The organism is Mesorhizobium sp. HAY1-8B (assembly GCF_056868045.1).
This window is the reverse complement of record NZ_CP200321.1, coordinates 6,683,458-6,704,372: the sequence shown is the minus strand read 5'-3', so window position 1 is coordinate 6,704,372 and position 20,915 is coordinate 6,683,458. Positions and strand designations below refer to the sequence as shown.

The following is a 20,915-nucleotide window of genomic DNA, read 5'->3' as shown; positions in this document are numbered from 1 at the left end:
TGGAGAACAGCGCCATGGGTCAGGCCGTAGGGTCGTCGGAGCCGGGAATGAAGGCGTCGAAGGCGGCCAGGAATTGCTCGCGGTAGAGGTCGACTTCCTGCAGGATTTCATGCTTGGCACCGTCGATCATCAGCAGGGAGCCGAGTCTCAGACTTCTGGCGTAGGTTTCGACAGCCTTGGTCGAGACGACCTGGTCGGCACCGGCGGCGATGATCAGCAAGGGCACCTGGATCCGGGCCATGAAGTCGGGGTCGCTGATGGCTTCCGACGCCTTCGCCGCGGCCTGCAGCCAGCGGATCGTCGGGCCGCCAAGCGCCAATTGCGGATACTCTTCATAGATGCGCGTGTTGCGGCGATAGCGCCGCGGATCCGTCGTCACCTTGTTGGCCTCGAAAGGCAGTGTTTGTCTCGGCCGCGGACCCCACGCGGCGTAGAGCCGGCCGAGCCCCAATGCACAGAAAAACGAACAGATACGGCGGACCGTGCTGATCGAGACCGGCAGGTCGGGCAAGGTCAGGAACGGCGCGATCAGCACCATGCGGCGCACACGGTTCACCATGGACGGCGCGGCAAGCAGCGTGATCACCGCACCCGCCGAGTGGGCCAGGATATAGTACGGCCCGCGACAGTCGGGCAGCACGATCTCCTCGAAGAACTGCTCGAGGTCCGCGGTATAGTCGCGGAAGGATCTGACATAGCCGCGCTGGCGATCGCGGATCAGCCGGTCGGAATCGCCCTGGCCGCGCCAGTCGAGCGTGGCGACGCCGAAGCCTCGGGCGGCAAGGTCGCGGATGGTTTCGAAATATTTCTCGATGCACTCGTTGCGGCCGGACAGCAGTACCACCGTGCCTCGCATCGGCCGCGCCACCGCCGCGAACAGGCCATAGCGGATTTTCTTGCGGTCGCGTGTGACGAAGAAGCCGCCGGTGGCGTTTTCCGGTCGCGGATTGCCCTCGGTTTCGTGGAAAAGCGGCGTGTCGTGGAGAAGGTCCGTCATTCGGCGCTTTGTGCTCGGCGTCTCACCAGCCTGTCGCGGCTGGCCTCGTCAAGGTGATAGACGCCAATGCGTCAAAAGCAAAGGAATTCCGGGTGAGGAGAGATCGGCAACGGGAAAGCCGGAAGCCGCTTGAGAGCGTACTTCCGGCCCCTGTCGATCCGGGAGGAAGGGACGTTAACACCCGGTTCGGCTTCGTTGCGGCACCTTTGTTTGACGCAATTCCGGACGGAAAACCGCTTCACACTTTTCCTGGAATTGCTTCAAGCAATCCGGCGCCGCCAATCCTTGATCTTGAGGTCACTCTAGCGGCACCGGTCTGAACGCGCGCCGAAGGTCCGGTTCATCTGCCGTTCATCAAGGGGGACAGGCGGCGTGGTTTTTGCCATCCGGCGAAACTTGAAATGCATTCGGGCGCTCCCCAAATGTTGAATGCGGTCGCCAATGTCGGGGCCGCTGGTCCTCCCGAAACGCCGCTCAAGGGTTTCGCACCGGCCATACGCAAACCATGTTGCTCAACAGGAGAACACCTCATGCGTCACGTTGATTTTTCCCCGCTCTACCGTTCGACCGTCGGCTTCGACCGTCTCTTCACCATGCTGGATTCGCTTGCGCAGCCGGATGGCGCGCAGACCTATCCGCCCTACAACATCGAGCGTACCGGTGAGGATTCCTACCGGATTTCGATGGCGGTCGCAGGCTTCTCGGACGAAGAGATCTCGATCGAAGCCCATCGCAACGTGCTGACCGTCAAGGGTGAGCGCAAGGATGAGGGCACCGGCGAAGGCTCCGAGCTGCTCTATCGCGGTATTGCCTCCAGGGCCTTCGAGCGCCGCTTCCAGCTTGCCGATCACGTTGAAGTCGTCGGCGCCGCGCTGAAGAACGGCCTGCTCTTCGTCGATCTCAAGCGCAACATTCCCGAGGAACTGAAGCCGCGCAAGATCGCGATCACCTCGGCTCCGGCCAACGCCAAGCAGATCGAGGCCAAAACCGCCGCCTAACGTTTAAGTCTCCTCCCGAGACGGAAGCGGCGCCGGAAGGCGCCGCTTTTTTGTTATCCGCAAGGTCGCCTATCCGGCGATCAACTGGCCAAAGCGGTCGACTTCCTCGGGTGACGTCGCAAAGCTGGTAACGAAGCGATAGAGCAGCTCGTCCTCGCCGATATGGCCGTCAAATCCATGCGGCTTGTGCCAGTCGTAGAAGGCGGCACCCGCGGCCTGCAACCTGTCGGCTTCGGCTTTCTTGATCACCGCGAACACCTCGTTGGCCTGCGGCAGCCAGGCCAGCTTCGCATGGGCCGAATCCTCGATTGCCGCCGCGAGGCGTGCGGCCATGGCGTTTGCGTGGCGCGCGGTATCGAGCCACTGGCCGTCCTTGAAATAGGCTTCGAACTGCGCCGCGACGAAGCGCGACTTGGAAAACAGCTGGGCGGCGCGCTTGCGCAGGAAGGCCAACTCCCTGGCGCGGTCGAGGTCGAACAGCACGATCGCCTCGGCGCACCAGCAGCCATTCTTGGTGCCGCCGAAGGACAGTATGTCGACACCGCGTTTCCAGGTCATCTCGGCCGGCGTCGTGTCGAGCGCGACCAGCGCATTGGCAAAGCGGGCGCCATCCATGTGCAAGGGCACCGAATGCTGTTTGGCGATGGCCGAAATCGTCTCGATCTCGTTCAGGCCATAGATGGTGCCAACCTCGGTCGACTGGGTGATCGAAACCGCCATTGGCCGTCCCCAATGGACGATTTCGGGCGCGAAGCGGCCAATGGTTCGCTCCAGATTGTGCGGGTCGATCTTGCCCAGGGCGCCGTCGACGGCATGCAGCCGCGCGCCGCCGGAAAAATATTCCGGCGCACCGCATTCGTCTTCGATGACATGCGATTCGCGGTGGGCGAAGGAAATGCCGCCGGGCTTGTTGAAGGTGGTCAGCGACAGCGAATTGGCGGCGGTGCCGGTTGCCACGAAGAACACCGCGACCTCGCGTTCGAAAATCTCGCTGAAGCGCTGGTAGACTGCCTGGTCGAGCGCGCTGTCGCCATAGGCGGCGGCGAAGCCGGCGGAGGCGGCCGACAGGCCGGCAACGATATTGGGATGGGCGCCTGCCCAATTGTCGGAAGCGAAGAACATGCATCTGCCTGTGTTGGGGAAATCGGCGCGGAGTTGACCGGTTTCACGCGTCAACCGCAAGAGCCAGATGCTGGAAAACCGTTAAAGCCAGCCGTGGTGGCAGGCGGGAAACGGCGACTGAAGCTTACGTTTTCTCTCAACTTCACGTAATTTTATGTCGTGGAAGCCTCAAGTTTTTTGTGAATCGGTCTTGTGTGCGCCAGGGAATTCTGCCATAAAAATTTAGGACAGTAGTGCTGTCTTATTTTGTCGCACAAAACAGGCTGGATTGGCGTAACATGTTGGCCTCTCCGGCTGTTGCCGCGAGCGACAGGTGGACGGCCAGACGCTGGCCTGTACGATACCAGATGCGAACCATGCGGAAAGCCGCCTGGTTCGCCAGGGATTTCGCAAGACGTGCCGCAAGGACCAGGGTGAGCCAAGCGCTTGCCGAGGCAAATCAGCGACCGAAGAATGGCCAGCGCCTGAAGGGCTGGGATGGAGGACAGGACAATGACGGACATGACGCTCTCTGCGACGAACGGCCAGGCCGCGCAGACGGAAGCGGCTGCCGTCAAAAATACGCCTCGAACCGACATTGGCCGAACCGGTTTTGCCTCTCAGGGCCTCTACGATCCGCGCAACGAGCATGACGCCTGCGGCGTCGGTTTCATCGTCAACATGAAGGGCGTGAAGTCGCATCAGATCGTCGAGGACGGCCTTGCCGTGCTCGAAAACCTGACGCATCGCGGCGCCGTCGGCGCCGACCCGCTGGTCGGCGATGGCGCCGGTGTGCTGGTGCAGCTTCCCGACCAGTTCTTCCGCGAGGAAATGGCGGCCAACGGCATCGAACTGCCGCCGGCTGGCCAGTATGGCGTCGGGCACTGGTTCATGCCGCAGGACGCGGCGCTGCGCGCCCATATCGAGGATATCATCGCCGAATCGGCGCAGTCCGAGGGGCTGCCGCTGCTCGGATTCCGCGACGTGCCCGTCGATAATTCGTCGCTGTCGAAGGCGCCTGACATCGTGGCGTCCGAGCCGTTCCACCGCCAGGTGTTCATCGGCCGCACGGCGGACATTCCCGATGATGAAGAATACGAGGCCCGGCTCTATCTGCTGCGCAAGGTCATTTCGGGCCGCATCTATGCCGAGAACGACAACAAGGATATCGGCGCCTATTGCGTGTCGCTGTCGGCGCGCACAATCGTCTACAAGGGCATGTTCCTGGCCTATCAGGTCGGCGCCTATTACAAGGATCTCAAGGACCCGCGCTTCGAGACGGCGCTGATCCTGGTGCATCAGCGTTTCTCTACCAACACCTTCCCGTCGTGGAAGCTGGCGCATCCCTACCGCATGGTCGCGCATAATGGCGAGATCAACACGGTGCGCGGCAACAACAACTGGATGGCCGCGCGCCAGGCGTCCGTCGATTCCGAGCTGTTCGGCAACAACATCTCGAAGCTCTGGCCAATCTCCTATGACGGCCAGTCCGACACGGCGTGCTTCGACAATGCGCTCGAGTTCCTGTTCCAAGGCGGCTACAGCCTCAGCCACGCTATGATGATGCTGATCCCGGAAGCCTGGGCCGGCAACAAGCTCATGGATGCCGACCGCAAGGCTTTCTACGAATACCATGCCGCGTTGATGGAGCCGTGGGACGGACCGGCCGCGGTCGCCTTCACCGATGGCCGCCAGATCGGCGCCACGCTTGACCGCAACGGCCTGCGCCCGGCACGCTACATCGTCACCGACGACGACCGCGTCATCATGGCTTCGGAGGCCGGCGTGCTGCCGGTGCCGGAGGAGAAGATCGTCCAGAAGTGGCGGCTGCAGCCCGGCCGCATGCTCTTGATCGACCTTGCCAAGGGCCGCATCGTGCCTGACGAGGAGATCAAGTCGGAGATCGCCACCAAGCATCCCTACAAGACCTGGCTCGCCAACACGCAGCTCATCCTGGAAGATCTGAAGCCGGTCGAACCGCGCGCGCTGCGCAAGGATGTCAGCCTGCTCGATCGCCAGCAGGCATTCGGCTACACCCAGGAAGACACCAAGCTGTTGATGTCGCCGATGGCGACCACCGGCCAGGAAGCCGTCGGCTCGATGGGCACCGACACGCCGATCTCGGCGATGTCGGACAAGTCGAAGCTGCTCTACACCTATTTCAAGCAGAACTTCGCCCAGGTCACCAATCCGCCCATCGATCCGATCCGCGAGGAGCTGGTGATGAGCCTGGTGTCCTTCATCGGGCCGCGGCCGAACATTTTCGATCTTGTGGGTAGTTCGCGCCGCAAGCGGCTCGAAGTGCGCCAGCCGATCCTGACCAATGGCGATCTCGAAAAGATCCGCTCCATCGGCCACACCGAGGACCGTTTCGACACCAAGACGATCGACATCACCTATGGCTCGAACGAGGGCGCCGCCGGCATGCAGGGGGCCATCGACCGGCTCTGCGAACGCGCGGAGGCGGCGGTTGCCGGCGGCTACAACATCATCATCCTGTCCGACCGCCAGCTCGGGCCGGACCGGATCGCGATTCCCGCCCTGCTGGCGACGGCCGCTGTGCATCATCACCTGATCCGCAAGGGGCTGCGCACCTCCGTCGGCCTGGTCGTGGAATCCGGCGAGCCGCGCGAAGTGCATCATTTCTGCTGTCTCGCCGGCTACGGCGCCGAAGCGATCAACCCTTACCTTGCCTTCGACACGCTGCTCGACATGCACAAGCGTGGCGAGTTGCCGGAAGAGGTCGACGCCTACGAGGTCGTATCGCGCTACATCAAGTCGATCGGCAAGGGCATCCTCAAGGTGATGTCCAAGATGGGCATCTCGACCTATCAGTCCTACTGCGGCGCGCAGATCTTCGACGCCATCGGGCTGAAGACCGATTTCGTGCAGCAGTATTTCACCGGCACCGCGACGCTGATCGAAGGCGTCGGGCTGGATGAGGTCGCGGGCGAGACGGTCAGCCGCCATACGGATGGTTTCGGCAGCGATCCGGTGTTGCGCAACAGCCTGGATGTCGGTGGCGAATACCTGTTCCGCATGCGCGGCGAGGCGCATATGTGGTCGCCCGACGCGGTCGCCACCTTGCAGCACGCCGTGCGCCAGGGCTCGTGGGAAACGTTCAAGGACTATTCCGCGCAAATCGACAGCGAGACGGCCCGCGCGCAGACCATCCGTGGCCTGTTCAAGATCAGGCTGGCGGACGAGACCGGGCGCAAGAAGGTCGCGCTCGACGACGTCATGCCGGCGGCCGACATCGTCAAGCGCTTCTCGACCGGGGCGATGTCGTTCGGTTCGATCTCGCGCGAGGCGCACACCACGCTGGCGCGCGCCATGAACCAGATCGGCGGCAAGTCGAACACCGGCGAGGGCGGCGAAGAGGCCGACCGCTATCTGCCGCTGCCTGGCGGCGGCAAGAACCCGGAACGCTCGGCGATCAAGCAGGTCGCCTCGGGCCGCTTCGGCGTGACGGCCGAATACCTCGTCAATTCCGATGTCATGCAAATCAAGGTCGCACAGGGCGCCAAGCCTGGCGAGGGCGGTCAGTTGCCCGGCCACAAGGTCGACGCGACCATCGCCAAGGTCCGGCACTCGACGCCTGGCGTCGGCCTGATCTCGCCGCCGCCGCATCACGACATCTATTCGATCGAGGATCTGGCGCAGCTGATCTACGATCTGAAGAACGTCAATCCGGCGGCCGATGTATCGGTCAAGCTGGTCTCGGAAGTCGGTGTCGGCACGGTCGCGGCGGGTGTGGCCAAGGCGCGCGCCGACCACATCACCATCTCGGGCTACGATGGCGGCACGGGTGCCTCGCCGCTGACCTCGCTCAAGCATGCCGGCTCCCCGTGGGAAATGGGCCTGGCCGAAACGCACCAGACGCTGGTGCTCAACGGTCTGCGCAGCAGAGTCGCGCTGCAGGTCGATGGCGGCTTGCGCACCGGGCGCGACGTCATCATCGGCGCGCTGCTCGGCGCCGACGAGTTCGGCTTCTCGACCGCACCGCTGATCGCGGCCGGCTGCATCATGATGCGCAAGTGCCACCTCAACACCTGCCCGGTTGGCGTCGCCACCCAGGACCCGGTGCTGCGCAAGCGCTTCAAGGGCACGCCCGAGCATGTCATCAACTTCTTCTTCTACGTGGCGGAAGAAGTGAGGGCGCTGCTGGCCGAAATGGGCTTCACCCATATCGACCAGATCATCGGCGACGCCGACCTTCTGGAGAAGCGCGACGTGGTCCAGCACTGGAAGGCGCAGGGCCTCGACTTCTCCAAGATGTTCTACAAGCCCGATGTGCCGCATGAAGCGGCGCACTGGACCGAACGCCAGAAGCATCCGATCGACGACGTGCTCGACCGCAAGCTGATCGAACTGGCCAGGCCGGCGCTGGAGGCCAAGCAGCCGGTGAAGATCGAGGTAGACATCCGCAATGTCGACCGTTCGACGGGCGCCATGCTGTCGGGCGAAGTGGCCAAGCGCTTCAAGCACAAGGGGCTGCGTGAGGACACGATCCAGGTCAAGCTGACTGGCACCGCCGGCCAGTCCTTCGGCGCCTTCCTGGCGCGTGGCGTCTCGTTTGAACTCGTCGGCGCCGGCAACGACTATGTCGGCAAGGGCCTTTCGGGCGGACGCATCGTCATCCGGCCGCCGGAAGAGGCCAGGATCGTTGCGGCCGACTCCATCATCGTCGGCAATACGGTGCTCTATGGCGCAACCGAGGGCGAGGCCTATTTCGCCGGTGTCGCCGGCGAGCGTTTCGCGGTGCGCAATTCGGGCGTCGCTGCCGTCGTCGAAGGCGTCGGCGACCATGGCTGCGAATACATGACCGGCGGTGTCGTCGTCGTCATCGGCAAGACCGGCCGCAACTTCGCCGCCGGCATGTCGGGCGGTGTCGCCTATGTGCTGGACGAGGCGGGTGATTTCGCCGAGCGATGCAACATGGCGATGGTCGAGCTGGAGCCGGTTCCGGAAGAAGACGATTTGATGGAAAAGCTGCTGCACCATGGCGGCGACCTCGACCACAAGGGCCGTGTCGACGTCTCTGGCGACATGACCAGCCATGACGAGGAGCGGCTCTACCAGTTGATCTCGAACCACGTGCACTACACGGGTTCGGTGCGCGGTCGTGAGATCCTCGACGACTGGACGACGTTCCGGCCGAAATTCCGCAAGATCATGCCGGTCGAATACCGCCGCGCGCTGATCGAGATGGAACGCATGCGCATGGGCGTCGCTGCCGAATAGGCTTATGAGAATCGCCGGGGAGCCCAAGGCTTCCCGGCCCCCTTCATCGACAGTTTGACCTCGGGCGCAAGCTTGCCATGGCTGCCGCAGGAGGTTAACGGGTGCGGCGAAAACCGCACCATCTGGACAGCAGGAACTGGACCATGGGCAAGGTAACAGGCTTTCTCGAAATCGACCGGCAGGTGCACAAGTACCAGCCGGCCTCCGACCGTATCCGGCATTTCCGCGAATTCACGCTGCCGATGTCGGACAAGGAGGTCGAGAAACAGGCCGCGCGCTGCATGGATTGCGGCATTCCGTTCTGCCACGGGCCGACAGGCTGCCCTATCCATAACCAGATCCCGGACTGGAACGACCTCGTCTACAACAGGGACTGGGACAACGCGATCCGCAACCTGCATTCGACCAACAATTTCCCGGAGTTCACCGGTCGCATCTGTCCCGCGCCCTGCGAGGAAGCCTGCACGCTGAACCTCGAGGACATCCCCGTCGCCATCAAGACGGTGGAGCAGGCGATCGCCGACAAGGCCTATGAGACCGGCCATATCAGGCCCTATCCGCCGGAGAAGAAGACCGGCAAGCGGGTCGCCATCATCGGCTCCGGCCCGGCCGGGATGGCGGCTGCCCAGCAGCTCGGCCGCGCCGGGCACGACGTCCATGTCTATGAGCGCGAGAGCCGCCCGGGCGGGCTGATGCGCTACGGCATTCCCGACTTCAAGATCGAGAAGCATTATATCGACCGGCGCATCGAGCAGATGCAGGGCGAGGGCGTGACCTTCCATTGCGGCGTCAATGTCGGCGTCGACAAGCCCGTCGCCGAACTGCTCGCCGAACATGATGCCGTGCTCTATTGCGGCGGCTCGGAAACGCCGCGCGCGGCCAATATTCCGGGAGACGATCTTGGCGGCGTGCATGATGCCATGCCTTATCTGGTGCAGCAGAACCGCCGCGTCGGCGGCGAGCCGATCCAGTCGGTGGCGTGGCCTTCGCATCCGATCATCGCCGGCGGACAGCATGTCGTCGTCGTCGGTGGCGGCGATACCGCGTCCGACTGCGTCGGCACCGCCTTCCGCCAGGGCGCGGTGCGGGTCACCCAGCTCGATATCCGCCCGCAGCCGCCGGAGAAGGAAGACAAGCTCGCGGTCTGGCCCTACTGGGCGACCAAGATGCGCACCTCGTCCTCCCAGGCCGAGGGTGCGGAGCGCGAGTTCCAGGTGGCGACACTCGAATTCATCGGCGAAGACGGCCAGTTGACCGGCGTCAAATGCTGCGAGGTCGACGAGAAGCGCAAGCCGATCGCCGGCACCGAATTCGTCATCCGCGCCGATCTCGCCTTCATCGCCATCGGTTTTGCCGGGCCGGCGACGGCCGGCGTGGCGAAGGAACTGGAAGGCGAGATGAAAATCACCACCGACAGCCGGCGCTCCCGGAATGTCGAGGCCAATGACCGCGATTACCGGACCAGCGTCGACCGGCTTTATGCGGCGGGCGATGTCCGCCGTGGCCAGTCCCTGGTCGTCTGGGCGATCCGCGAGGGCCGGCAGGCGGCGCGCTCGATCGACGAGGCGCTGATGGGGTCGACCGTATTGCCGCGCTGAGACCGGAGGCTCCGCTACTAAGGGGTAATCGCCGTCGTCGTGTCGGCCGCGGCGGCCGTCGCCGGCGGCTCGGCCTTGGGCGGCCAGGAAAAATCGTCGGCGCGTCCAGGCGACGCCTCTGGAGCCTTGCCCTCGATCACCAATCGTTCCCCGGGAAGAGCCGGATTGGCTTTTGCCGGCGGCGCGGCGCCGAGCAATTCGGTGCCGCCGTCGAGTGCGGGGTCGCTGAGCAGCATGGGTGCGGTTCGGTCGATCACGATGGGTGCCGCGGCTGGCGCCGGTGCCTCGACGGGCGCACCCGCCGGTGCCGTCGCCGGGGCTATGCTGCCGGGCGCGGCCAGGCCGAGGATCTTCATCAGCGGCTTTTCGGTATAGAAGGCGAGCTTGCGCTTGCCGGCCTTGGAAACGTTGATGCCGTCATCGGCGCGCAGCCGCACAGGCTGGCCGTTCATGTCGGGGCCGGTGGTGACGAAGGCGCCGTTCTCATCGACGAACCCATCCCAGACATCGACGAATTCGCCGCCATGGCTTTCAGCGGCCTGGTGATAGATGTCGTTGAAGGCCAGCATGTCGGATGTCATCTTCGGCACCCGGAAGGCTGGCATGCCGACCCACAGGAAGGGCACCTTGGCGGTGGCGATAGCCTTGCCAAGTGCGTCGGTCCGGCGCTCATATTCCTTGGTCCAGTTCTCGGACCGGGGTTGTTCGCGCACGTCCCCCACCTTCATCTGCTGGCGATCGTTGGAGCCCAGCATGACGACCACCGCGGCCGGCTTCTCGGTCTCTATCAGCGATTTGATCTGTTCGGGCCAGTTGTAGAAGTCATCGCGCACGAAGCCCGACGAGCCATTGCTGCGCACGACGATCCTGACGCCGGGATTGTCGGCGAAGGCGGTGTCCAGGCCTTCGGCAAGGCCAGTCGCCATGAAATCGCCGACCACCAGCACGGTTCGGGCGTCCGGCGTCTTTTCGACCACGGGAGTTTCAGGTTGGGCCGGAGGGCGCGGGGCCCGCGGTTTCTTGGGCTTGGGTTTTGGTTTTGCCTTTTCGATATCGAGCGGTGGCTCGACGCGCTCGCTGCGGCGCGGGAAAAGCAGATCGCGCAACGACCAGCCACGGTTCTGCTGCGGCTGTTCCTGTGCCATGGCCGGGGCATGGAAGGCAGCGGCGGCGCCGACCGCCAGCAGGACGATCGCCAGAAAAAGGATCGGCGTGCGACGAACAAGGATCGCGATACGCGCGGCCGAAACCATCACTCCTCCATCCCCTTGCGCCTGGTCCCGCAAACCGGAGCCGGTTTTGCGGCCGGGCGCAAGTTCAAAGTGCCATGGCGCCGGATGCGTGCGCCAAAAATGCGGCACGGCGCCGTAGCTGGCTCTATTTTTGCCTGAGCCATTTGAGCACTTCCATGCTCGGATAGCCGTCCTGGGTCAAGCCGACCTTTGCCTGATAGGCCATGATGGCTGTTTTCGAGCCGTCACCGATCTTGCCGTCGAACTTGCCGTCGTAAAGCCCGTGCTGCGAAAGCCGCTTCTGCAACTCCTGCCTTTCCTTGAAGCTGAGCTTGGTGAAGGGCCGCTTCCAGTCCTGGACAAGGCCGTTGCCACCGGCAATCTCGTCGGCGAGAAGGCCAACGGCAAGGGCATATTTGTCGGCGTTGTTGTAGGCCTTGATGACCGAGAAATTCCTGATCATCAGGAAAGCCGGGCCGCCGCGGCCGTCCGGCACCTTCAGCGTCGCCTTGTCGGTGAGGTTCTTGAACGGCTTGCCGCTGGCTCTGACGACGCCGAGCGCCTGCCACTGCGCCAGCGTCTTCGAGCCGCCCGGCAGTTTGCCGGCCGGTATCGCGACTTCGTAGCCCCAGGTCTTGCCGGCCTGCCAGCCATTCTTCTTCAACAGATTGGCTGACGTCGCGAGCGCATCGGGGATGGAATTCCAGATGTCGCGCTTGCCATTGCCGTCCATGTCGACGGCATAATGCTGGTAGCTGGTGGGGATGAACTGGGTCTGGCCCATGGCGCCGGCCCAGGAGCCCATCAGGTGGCTTTCGTCGATGTCGCCGGTCTGCAGGATCTTCAGGGCCGCGACCAACTGGGTGCGGGCATATTTGGACCGCTTCGGGTCGCCATATCCCAAAGTCGCCAGCGAACGAATGACGTTGCGCATGATGTCGTCGCGTTTGAGGATCTCGCCATAGTTCGATTCCATTGACCAGATGGCGAGCAGAATGTAGCGGTCGACGCCGAACCTCGCCTCGATCCTGTCCAGCCAAGGCTTCCACTTTTTCGCCATCTGCTGTCCGACGGCGACGGACTGGTCGTGGACGCGGTTGTCGAAATAATCCCAGGCGGGCGCGGTGAATTCGGGCTGGGTGCGCGCCTTTTCCAGCACCACCGGATCAGGCTCCTTGATGTCCCGGAAAGCCTGGTCGTAGACTGCGCCGGAAACGCCGCCTGCGACAGCGGTGGCGCGGAAGCCGGCGACCCATTGCCGGAAACCGGCGTCAGCGAAAGCCGGACCGGTGGGCATCAGCAGGGCGAGCGAGAGGCTGGCTGCCGTCATGACGCTGGTCAAACGTTTTGCGGCATTGCGAACGGACATGTTTTCCTCCTTCTCTGTCTCAGGAAAGACCATTCATCGCCGAACCGGGTTAGGAATTAGTTTACCATAGGCGTCGCCTGGAACGAAAAGACACCTCGATGCTTTAACCGGTGGAAGTTTCCCTTGTCCGCTCCAGTAATCTTCAATTCCGGCGTGAAAATGTCGCCAGACAGGGATTGCGGAGCCGGCCTGCAAACGGATAATTGAAAGCATGAAGAGAGTTCGCAAGGCAGTTTTCCCGGTCGCCGGTCTCGGCACGCGGTTCCTCCCGGCCACCAAGGCCGTTCCCAAGGAGATGCTGACCGTCGTCGACAGGCCGGTCATCCAGTATGTGGTGGATGAGGCGCGGGAAGCGGGCATCGAGCATTTCATTTTCGTGACCGGCCGCAACAAGGCGGTCATCGAGGATCATTTCGATATCCAGTTCGAGCTCTATGACACGCTGGCCCAGCGCGGCAAGGACGAGCAGCTGGCCCGCCTGCAGCGGCTGCAACCTGCGCCGGGGCAGACCAGCTTCACCCGCCAGCAGGTGCCGATGGGGCTTGGCCATGCCGTCTGGTGCGCGCGCGAACTGGTCGGCGACGAGCCGTTCGCGCTTTTGTTGCCCGACATGATCATGCAGTCGGAAAAGAGCTGCATGAAGTCGATGGTCGAGCTCTACGAGGAAACCGGCAACAACATCATCGCCGTGCAGGAATGCGACCCGGCGGAGGCCCACAAATACGGCATCGTCGGCCGTGGCGAGGATACGCATCACGGCTTCCGCATCACCGAGATGGTGGAGAAGCCGAAGACTGGCACAGCGCCTTCCAACCTCTACATCAACGGCCGTTACATCCTGCAGCCCGAGATCTTCAAGATCCTCGAGGGCCAGGAAAAGGGCGCCGGCAACGAGATCCAGCTCACCGACGCGATGCTGAAGCTGGAGAAGCAGCAGGCCTTCTACGGCTACCACTATCAGGGCCGCACCTTCGACTGCGGTTCGCCGGAAGGTTTTGTCGAGGCCAATGTCGCCTTCGCCCTGTGGCGCAGCGACATGAACGAGAACATTGCCGGAGTCATCCGCACGCTGCTCGACGAGATGAAGCCATCGGAGCGCCGCGGGGCCGCTTTCTAGGATATGCCGATATTCAGGTGATGCCGGCCTGCGAATGGCCGGTACCTGCGCTTCCCCGTTCTACTGCGTCGCAGTAGAACTGTACTCATATACCTTAAGTACGCTCCGCTCCGGTTCTCGGTATCAGCCATTCTCGACTCGGCCTGACCCGAATCTCGACCTACCTTTAGCGCTGCACTTTCAAGCCGAGGTAGATGCTGTTGGCGGTGTAGTCGCGGCCGGGCAGGTTGCTGGTCAGCTTCTCGGTTCTCACCCGGCTGGTGAGACCGGCATAGCGGTTCAGCCACCAGGTCAGTCCGGCCTCGGCGCTCAAGATCCTGTCATGGCCGTCGATGCCGATATAGTCTCGCCAGTCGAGGCCCAGAGCCGCATTCGCGGTGAGGTTGGCACGGATCAGCCGTTCCCCCGTCAGGCGGCCGGAATAAAGGATATCGCCGCTTTCGCCCGCAGTGGTCGTGGTTTCGACGGTGGTCTTGCCGGTCAGGCCGATCGTGGTTCCGCGCTGCGGCGACCATTTGAGGTCGGCATTGACGGTGGCGCCCGAAATCGCTTCCAGGCTCTTGTCATCGATCGCTTCCCTCAGCCAGCCGGCCGAGAATTCACCCGACAGCTTCTCACCCATGTCGAGTTGCAGGCCGGCGCGCGCGCCGAGCCTCGTCGAGGAGCGCTCGAAGCCTTCATTGTCGATGCGCTGATCGTAGACCCGGCGGCCGAACTCGATTTCGGTGAACGGGGTGAGGGCCGGAGAGATTTCGTAACCGGTTCGCAAGGTCGCCGTATAGAGCGTATTGTCCTGATCCTTCTGTGACAGCGAGGTTCCGTCCGAAAGCTCGGCGTCGCCATAGAAGTCGTGCGAGACCGCGCCGGTCAAAGTGTACTGCATCTTGCCGGCGGCCTTTTCGATGCCGAGGCTGCCGTCGATCGTCTGCCGCAGCGGCTGGGTGCTGACGCCGGCAATGGCGTTGGGCGATGACGCGGTTTCCGGCACGGCTTCATAGCCGAGCTTGGCGATGGCGCGCAGTTCGTTGTCGAGATCGACATTGAACTGGCCTTCAATGCGGCCCTGCGCGTCGTGGACCGGATAGCCCGACACGGTCTCGCGGAACAGACCATAGCCGTCGATGGTGGCGGAGTTCTCGCGCCAGTCGGAAATAGCGGAAAAGCGCAACGCCGTCTCCGACAGCAGTGCCGATGTGCCGGCACTGCTCGAATCGCCGTTCGTGGTGGCGGTCAGACCCTGTTCGATCGACGGCCGGATGACGAAGGATCCCCATTTGACGCCGGTGGCGGCGAAAGGATCGTCCTCGGCTTTCTTGTTCTGGCCTTCGATGGCGGCGGTGCGTTCGGCGCCAGGGTCGAGTTTCTGCCTGTCGGCGCTGTCGACGGTCAGGGCCCGGCGGTTGGCCGCTTCCTGATCGGTCGCGGCGTTATCGGTATCGTCAGCCGCGGCGGCGGTGGTGTCCTTGGTCGCGGCTGTCGTGTTCTTCTTCTTTTTCGATTTGCCGGTCGTTCTGGCATCCGTCTTGGTCTTGTCCTGATCCGCTGCAGTCTGTCCGGCGATCGACTGACGACGCCGAGGCTTGGCTGGCGTCGGAGTGTCGGTCGAGGCGTCGTCGGTCGCCTGCGGTGGATCGAAAATGCTGCCGGTGGCGGCGTTCGTGTCGGTGTCGTCGGGGACGGCGCCGGCGCTGGCCGGCAAATAGGTGCGTGGCGGCGCATCGTCCTGCCCGGCCGGCGCCTGCTGGCCCTGGGCGGCAAGGGCGAGTTGCCTTGCCTTGCGTTGCTGGTCGGACAGGATGGCCGATTCCGAAACCTCGCCGCGCAGCTCCGTTTCCTGGGCATGAAGCAGAGCCGGACGCGTCAGCGCAAAGATGCTGGTCGCCAGCAACAAGGCGCATACCGCCTTGCCCTGTCGTCCTCTTGATTTTTCTGGCTGGGCCCCGGACATCGCCACCACTGCTTGCGCGGCGCTATGCGCGCCATACTTACCGAACCGTAAATCGGGATGGTTAACGGAGGGTTGAGGCGGTGGCCGTTCGGCCGGTTAAAGCGGGGATCGCGGGGCGCGCGTGAAGTCCCCGCCCCGGCGCATCAGTGCCATTTCCGTTGGACAGGCAGACGGCAAAGCGCTAATCGCATCATCCATGCATGCGAGACCTCTCGATAAGAAGCCCCTAGACCGGCAAGCGTCGATTGATTCGGCCCTGAGAACGGTGGCGACCGAGCAGGCGGGGATCGCCGCCCTTGCCGAAGCGCTCGAAGAATGGACTGGCCGCGCCTTTCGCGCAGGCTGTCGACATGATCTCGAACATCGAAGGCCGGCTGATCGTCACCGGCGTTGGCAAAAGCGGCCATATCGGCTCGAAGATCGCGGCCACGCTGGCCTCGACCGGCACACCGGCCTTCTTCGTCCATCCCGTCGAGGCCAACCATGGCGATCTCGGCATGATCGCCAGGGACGACGCCATCATCGCCATCTCATGGTCGGGCGAGAGCAAGGAGATGATGGGCATCGTCGCCTATTCCAGGCGCTTCTCCATCCCCCTCATCGCCGTCACATCCGGAGAAACATCGGCGCTGGCGCGCGCGGCCGACGTCGTGCTGCTTTTGCCGCGCACCCCGGAAGCCTGCCCGCACGGCTTGGCGCCGACGACGTCGACGCTGTTGCAACTGGTCGTCGGCGATGCGCTGGCGATCGCGCTGCTCGAGGCGCGCGGCTTCACGCCGGACCATTTCCGCACCTTCCATCCCGGCGGCCAGCTCGGCGCCAACCTGACCATGGTCTCCGAGATCATGCGGGTCGGCGACCAGATGCCGCTGGCCGTGCTCGGCACCAAGATGCCGGAAGCGGTGATGACGCTGTCGCAAAAGAAGGTCGGCTGCGTCCTGATCGTCGACACCAATGGCGAATTGGCCGGGATCATCACCGACGGCGACGTGGCGCGCAACCTGCACCGCAACCTGGCCGACGTCATCGTCGACGAGGTGATGACCCGCACGCCCAAGACGGTTGACCCGCAGACGCTTGCGGGTACCGCGATCGCGCTGCTCAACGAGCACAATATCGGCGCGCTGGTGGTGACCAAAAACAACATGCCGCTCGGCGTGGTGCATTTCCACGACCTGTTGCGCATCGGCGCAGCCTAGGTGTGCTGATATTCAGGTGAGGCCGGCCTGCAAATGGCCGATACCTGCGCTTCCGATGCTCAAGTACGAAAAGTATGCTCCGCTCCGGTTCTCGGTATCAGCCATTTTCGACTCGGCCTGACCTGAATCTCACCACATCTTGCGCGTCGGCGCCCGGGCTGAAAATTCAGACCCGCTCCACCGTGAGTTCGAGGTCGGTATCGGCTGCCCCGGTGACACGCACCTGCGTGCCGGCCGGCAGGTCGGGGCCGGAGACACGCCATAGCGTGTCGCCGAGCTTGATGCGGCCACGGCCGTCCCGGATCGGTTCGGCAAGCGTCGCCATCCTGCCGACCAGCTGGGCGCCGCGCCGGTTGAGCAGCGGCTGGTCCGTCGGGTCGTGGCGCCGGCTGACCCATCGCTTGCCGACATAGGCCGAGAGCAGCGACAGCGCCAGGAAGGCGAGGACCTGAACCTGCCAGGTCCAGATCGCCGCATCCCAGATCAGCAGCGATATTGCGGCGATGATCAGGGCAGCAATGCCGATCCAGAGCATGAAGATGCCCGGCGCGATGATTTCCATGACCAGCAGGACGAAGCCCAGAACCATCCAGGTCCAGGGTCCGAGTTCGGAGATGACGCGATCGAACATAAGAGGGACCTCCTATGGACTCAGTTTTCGTTCGGCCGCACGACCGGCGGGCGGGCGGCCTGGCGCTGGGCGCCGGTCGTGCCTTCGCTGCGGAAGACTTCCTTGGCGATCTCGCCAATGCCGCCAAGCGTGCCGATCAGCGACGAGGCTTCCAGCGGCATCAGCACCACCTTGCTGTTGGTGGCCGAACCGATCCGGGTCAGGGCTTCGGTGTATTTCTGGGCGACGAAATAGTTCAGCGCCTGCACGTCGCCCTTGGAAATGGCTTCAGACACCACCTGGGTGGCGCGGGCTTCGGCCTCGGCGGAACGTTCGCGCGCCTCGGCGTCGCGGAAAGCGGCTTCCTTGCGGCCTTCAGCCTCCAGGATCTGCGACTGCTTGAGGCCTTCGGCGGCGAGGATCTGTGCACGCTTGTTACGCTCGGCGGTCATCTGGCGGCCCATCGATTCGATGAGGTTTGCCGGCGGATTGATGTCCTTGATCTCGACGCGCGTTATCTTGATGCCCCACGGATGCGCCGCCTCGTCGACAACACGCAGCAGGCGCTCGTTGATGGCGTCGCGATTCGACAAGAGCTCATCGAGGTCCATCGAGCCCATGACGGTACGGATATTGGTCATCGTCAGGTTGAGGATGGCGTTCTGCAGGCCGGCGACCTGGTAGGCGGCCTGTGCCGCATTGAGGATCTGGTAGAAAGCGATGCCGTCGACACCGACGATGGCGTTGTCGCGGGTGATGATCTCCTGGCTCGGAACGTCGAGCACCTGCTCCATCATGTTCATCTTGGCGCCAATGCGGTCGACGAACGGCGTGATGATGTTGAGGCCGGGGCTCAGTGTCTTGGTATAACGACCAAAGCGTTCGACGGTATAGTTATAGCCTTGCGGAATTGTCTTGATGCCTTTGAACAGCACCAGCACGACAAGCGCGACAAGAACAATGATCGCAATATCGAAACCACTGAAATCCATTTGGCTCTCCCTCAGAAGCGGGCCGCGAGAGCCATTCCCGCGAAGCCGACTTCACCAAAGACTTAAGTGTGTTTCAGGAGCGTTACAATCAGGTGATGAGGGATTGTTTGCGTAGATGCACTCAGGGGTTGAAGGCGAAGAGCTCTGCATCCGTGTCGACAAGGCCCTTCATCGAAGCCGAAACAAGTTCCGAAGCGATCTGGGAGAAAGTGATGCCGTTGCCGCCATAACCCATGACCGCATGGATGCGGGGATGCCTCGGAATGGCGCCGATATAGGGCAGGCCCGTGGTCGTGGTGCCGAAGGAACCGGTCCAGGCGAATTCGGGCCTGACGTCGAGTTGGGGAAACAGCCGGCCCAGTTTTTCGGCGATGCGCGCGCTCTTGTCGGCGATCAACGCGTCGCGTCTTGCCTCGTCGACAAAATCCTCGTCCTCACCGCCGCAGATGACCCTGCCGTCGGCCGTCGCGCGCATGTAAAGGTAAGGGTCCGATGCCTCCCAGATGAACGCGGTACCCGGCCAGAGCTTTCGCGGCTGTGGGCGTGTCGCTATCGCCCATGTCGAGATGACCTGGTGCGCCGCTGCCGGCACGATGTCGACCAATTCGTAACCGGTGGCCAGAACGACATGCCGTGCCGTAATGGTCGGGCCGTCCTTCGTGGCGATGACCACCTCGTCGGCACTGTCCCTGATCGCCGTCGCTTCAACGGGGGCGTAGAAGTGTGCCTTGCGTTCCAGGGCCTTGAGCAGCAGCCCAGCGGTCAGTTTGCGCGGGTCGAGCGCGATATTGTCATGGCTGAGGATGGCGCCATCGCGATCGATGCCGTATCGCTCGGCCAGCGGGGCCGGTGTGAGATAGGTCGCCTTGATACCCGCTTGCCGTCGCGCGTCGGCTTCTTCCCGCAGTTCCGAAGGACCCAGCACCGTGCCTGCCAGATAGAGTGACTGGGCGCGCGTCGGGCTGCAGGTGATGCCAAGTTCCGCGATACGGCCAGCAAGATTGGTCACGGCCAGCCGCGAGCGCCGCCAGGCCTGTAGCGCAGAGGTCTTGCCGATCATCTTCGACAGCGTCGAAAGCGGCTGGTCGATCTCGAACTGCACCAGTGCTGTGGTCGCTGGCGTCGAACCCTTGAGCGGCCCACGCCGGTCGATGCAGATCACGGAGTGACCATCCGCCGTCATCGCTTCGGCCATCATGGCGCCGCTGATGCCCATGCCGATGATCAGGACGTCGGTCTTGACGTCCCGGGCCAGCGCCGACGTCGGCACGGTTGGCGCCCGGTAGGCGGACCAGACGGTCCGGCCAGTTCTGAGGTCGAGTTTACGGGGCATCGAATTCTCCGGAAGGTGCGGCTCAACGCTCCGGAGTGGCTGTTGTTCCGGGTGTCAGATCCAGCCTAACAATTCGCGCCGCACCATCGCCTCGATCACCGCCATGCCCTCGGCGCTGTCGTTGAGGCAAGGGATGTGCGCAAAGTTCTTGCCGCCGGCGTGATGAAACGTCTCGGCTGCCTCGCGGCCGATCTCGTCCAGCGTCTCGATGCAGTCGACGGAAAAGCCGGGGTTGACGATGGCGATTGATTTCACCCCGTCCTTGCCGAGTTTCTCTACTGTCTTGTCGGTGTAGGGCTGCAGCCATTCCTGCGCGCCGAAACGCGACTGGAAGGTGATGATCAGTTTCTTGTCATCCCAACCCAGTCGTTCACGCAACAGACGCGTCGTCTTCTGGCAGTGGCAATGGTAGGGATCGCCCTTCTCGAAATAGGGTTTCGGGATGCCGTGATAGGAGGTGATGACCACCTCCGGCTCGAAATCGAGTGTCGCCAGATGCTGCTCGATCGAACGCGCCAGCGCCTCGATGTAGACCGGCTCGTCATAGTAAGGTGGCACACTGCGGATGGCTGGTGCACGGCGCATCTTCATCAGGGCGCGAAACAGCTGGTCGTTGGCGGTCGCGGTGGTGGTCGCCGAATATTGCGGATAGAGCGGGAACGCGAGAATGCGGTCGCAGCCTTGCGCGACCAGCCTCTCGGCGACGCTTGCCGTCGAAGGATTGCCGTAGCGCATCGCCCAGTCGACGACGACATTGGGCAGGTCGCGCAGCGCTTCGGCCAGCTTTTCGCCCTGCGCGCGGGTGTAGGTGCGCAGCGGCGACTCGTTCTTCTCCTGGTTCCAGATCCGGGCGTAGTTGGCGCCCGACTTCTTCGGTCGCGTCGTCAGCACCAAGCCGTAGAGGATCGGATACCAGATCGCCCTGTTGAGCTCGATGACACGCGGATCGGACAGGAATTCCCTGAGATAGCGCCACATCGACTTGAAATCGGTGCCGTCAGGCGTGCCGAGATTGACCAGCATGACGCCAATCTTCCCGGCCTTGACCGGCGGATGGCCGGCCGGCAATGGGCCGATGGCCTTCGCGGCTTTGGGATCGACAGGAGTGGAAAGCGTCATAAGGGTTCTCCGGACACGGCGCGAACCTAGCGATGGCGTGCCGGTTTTCAATGCCGCG

13 protein-coding genes and 1 pseudogene are annotated in these 20,915 nt (G+C 63.3%); 5 read left to right on the top strand and 9 right to left on the bottom strand.

Annotated features, from left to right (window positions below; all coding sequences use genetic code 11):
- Positions 1-19: 19 nt before the first annotated feature.
- Positions 20-997 (bottom strand): alpha/beta fold hydrolase, encoded by a 978-nt coding sequence (locus tag AC1VON_RS32220; protein ID WP_483126084.1) that lies wholly within the window; start codon positions 995-997, stop codon positions 20-22.
- A 530-nt stretch (positions 998-1,527) separates the two neighbouring features.
- Between AC1VON_RS32220 and AC1VON_RS32215 the strand changes: the two genes are divergently transcribed.
- Positions 1,528-1,995 (top strand): Hsp20 family protein, encoded by a 468-nt coding sequence (locus tag AC1VON_RS32215; RefSeq protein WP_172348695.1) that lies wholly within the window; start codon positions 1,528-1,530, stop codon positions 1,993-1,995.
- 69 nt (positions 1,996-2,064) lie between these two features.
- On the opposite strand, the gene AC1VON_RS32210 is transcribed toward AC1VON_RS32215, so the two are convergent.
- Positions 2,065-3,117, bottom strand: coding sequence for a threonine aldolase family protein (locus tag AC1VON_RS32210; RefSeq protein ID WP_483126083.1), 1,053 nt, complete (start codon positions 3,115-3,117; stop codon positions 2,065-2,067).
- A 492-nt stretch (positions 3,118-3,609) separates the two neighbouring features.
- On the opposite strand from AC1VON_RS32210, the gene gltB reads away from it, so the two are divergent.
- Positions 3,610-8,340, top strand: a complete 4,731-nt coding sequence (gltB, locus tag AC1VON_RS32205; protein WP_483126082.1) for a glutamate synthase large subunit — start codon at positions 3,610-3,612, stop codon at positions 8,338-8,340.
- A gap of 143 nt (positions 8,341-8,483) precedes the next feature.
- A complete protein-coding gene (locus AC1VON_RS32200; protein WP_140771850.1) occupies positions 8,484-9,938 on the top strand; it encodes a glutamate synthase subunit beta in 1,455 nt (484 codons plus the stop codon).
- 17 nt (positions 9,939-9,955) lie between these two features.
- Here the strand turns inward: AC1VON_RS32200 and AC1VON_RS32195 are convergent, their stop codons facing one another.
- Together AC1VON_RS32195 and AC1VON_RS32190 are read right to left on the bottom strand one after the other, a co-directional pair.
- Positions 9,956-11,191 (bottom strand): SGNH/GDSL hydrolase family protein, encoded by a 1,236-nt coding sequence (locus AC1VON_RS32195; protein WP_483126081.1) that lies wholly within the window; start codon positions 11,189-11,191, stop codon positions 9,956-9,958.
- 124 nt (positions 11,192-11,315) lie between these two features.
- Positions 11,316-12,539 (bottom strand): lytic murein transglycosylase, encoded by a 1,224-nt coding sequence (locus AC1VON_RS32190; protein WP_483126080.1) that lies wholly within the window; start codon positions 12,537-12,539, stop codon positions 11,316-11,318.
- Between the two features lie 211 nt (positions 12,540-12,750).
- Here AC1VON_RS32190 and galU point away from each other — a divergent pair, with 211 nt between their 5' ends.
- Positions 12,751-13,656 (top strand): UTP--glucose-1-phosphate uridylyltransferase GalU, encoded by a 906-nt coding sequence (gene galU / locus AC1VON_RS32185; RefSeq protein ID WP_172348700.1) that lies wholly within the window; start codon positions 12,751-12,753, stop codon positions 13,654-13,656.
- 166 nt (positions 13,657-13,822) lie between these two features.
- On the opposite strand, the gene AC1VON_RS32180 is transcribed toward galU, so the two are convergent.
- Positions 13,823-15,604: an outer membrane beta-barrel protein gene (locus AC1VON_RS32180; RefSeq protein WP_483126079.1), complete on the bottom strand. Its 1,782-nt coding sequence runs from the start codon at positions 15,602-15,604 to the stop codon at positions 13,823-13,825.
- Positions 15,605-15,800: 196 nt separating this feature from the next.
- Between AC1VON_RS32180 and AC1VON_RS32175 the strand changes: the two are divergent.
- Positions 15,801-16,803, top strand: a pseudogene (locus AC1VON_RS32175) (KpsF/GutQ family sugar-phosphate isomerase).
- Positions 16,804-16,969: 166 nt separating this feature from the next.
- Here the strand turns inward: AC1VON_RS32175 and AC1VON_RS32170 are convergent.
- The 4 genes from AC1VON_RS32170 to hemH all read right to left on the bottom strand — a co-directional run bounded on the left by AC1VON_RS32170 (position 16,970) and on the right by hemH (position 20,857).
- Complete coding sequence (locus tag AC1VON_RS32170) at positions 16,970-17,434, bottom strand: NfeD family protein (RefSeq protein ID WP_056577499.1); 465 nt, start codon at positions 17,432-17,434, stop codon at positions 16,970-16,972.
- A 20-nt stretch (positions 17,435-17,454) separates the two neighbouring features.
- Positions 17,455-18,405: an SPFH domain-containing protein gene (locus AC1VON_RS32165; protein WP_140771840.1), complete on the bottom strand. Its 951-nt coding sequence runs from the start codon at positions 18,403-18,405 to the stop codon at positions 17,455-17,457.
- Between the two features lie 121 nt (positions 18,406-18,526).
- Positions 18,527-19,738 (bottom strand): NAD(P)/FAD-dependent oxidoreductase, encoded by a 1,212-nt coding sequence (locus tag AC1VON_RS32160; protein ID WP_483126078.1) that lies wholly within the window; start codon positions 19,736-19,738, stop codon positions 18,527-18,529.
- Between the two features lie 54 nt (positions 19,739-19,792).
- A complete protein-coding gene (hemH, locus tag AC1VON_RS32155) occupies positions 19,793-20,857 on the bottom strand; it encodes a ferrochelatase (protein WP_483126077.1) in 1,065 nt (354 codons plus the stop codon).
- Positions 20,858-20,915 lie beyond the last annotated feature (58 nt).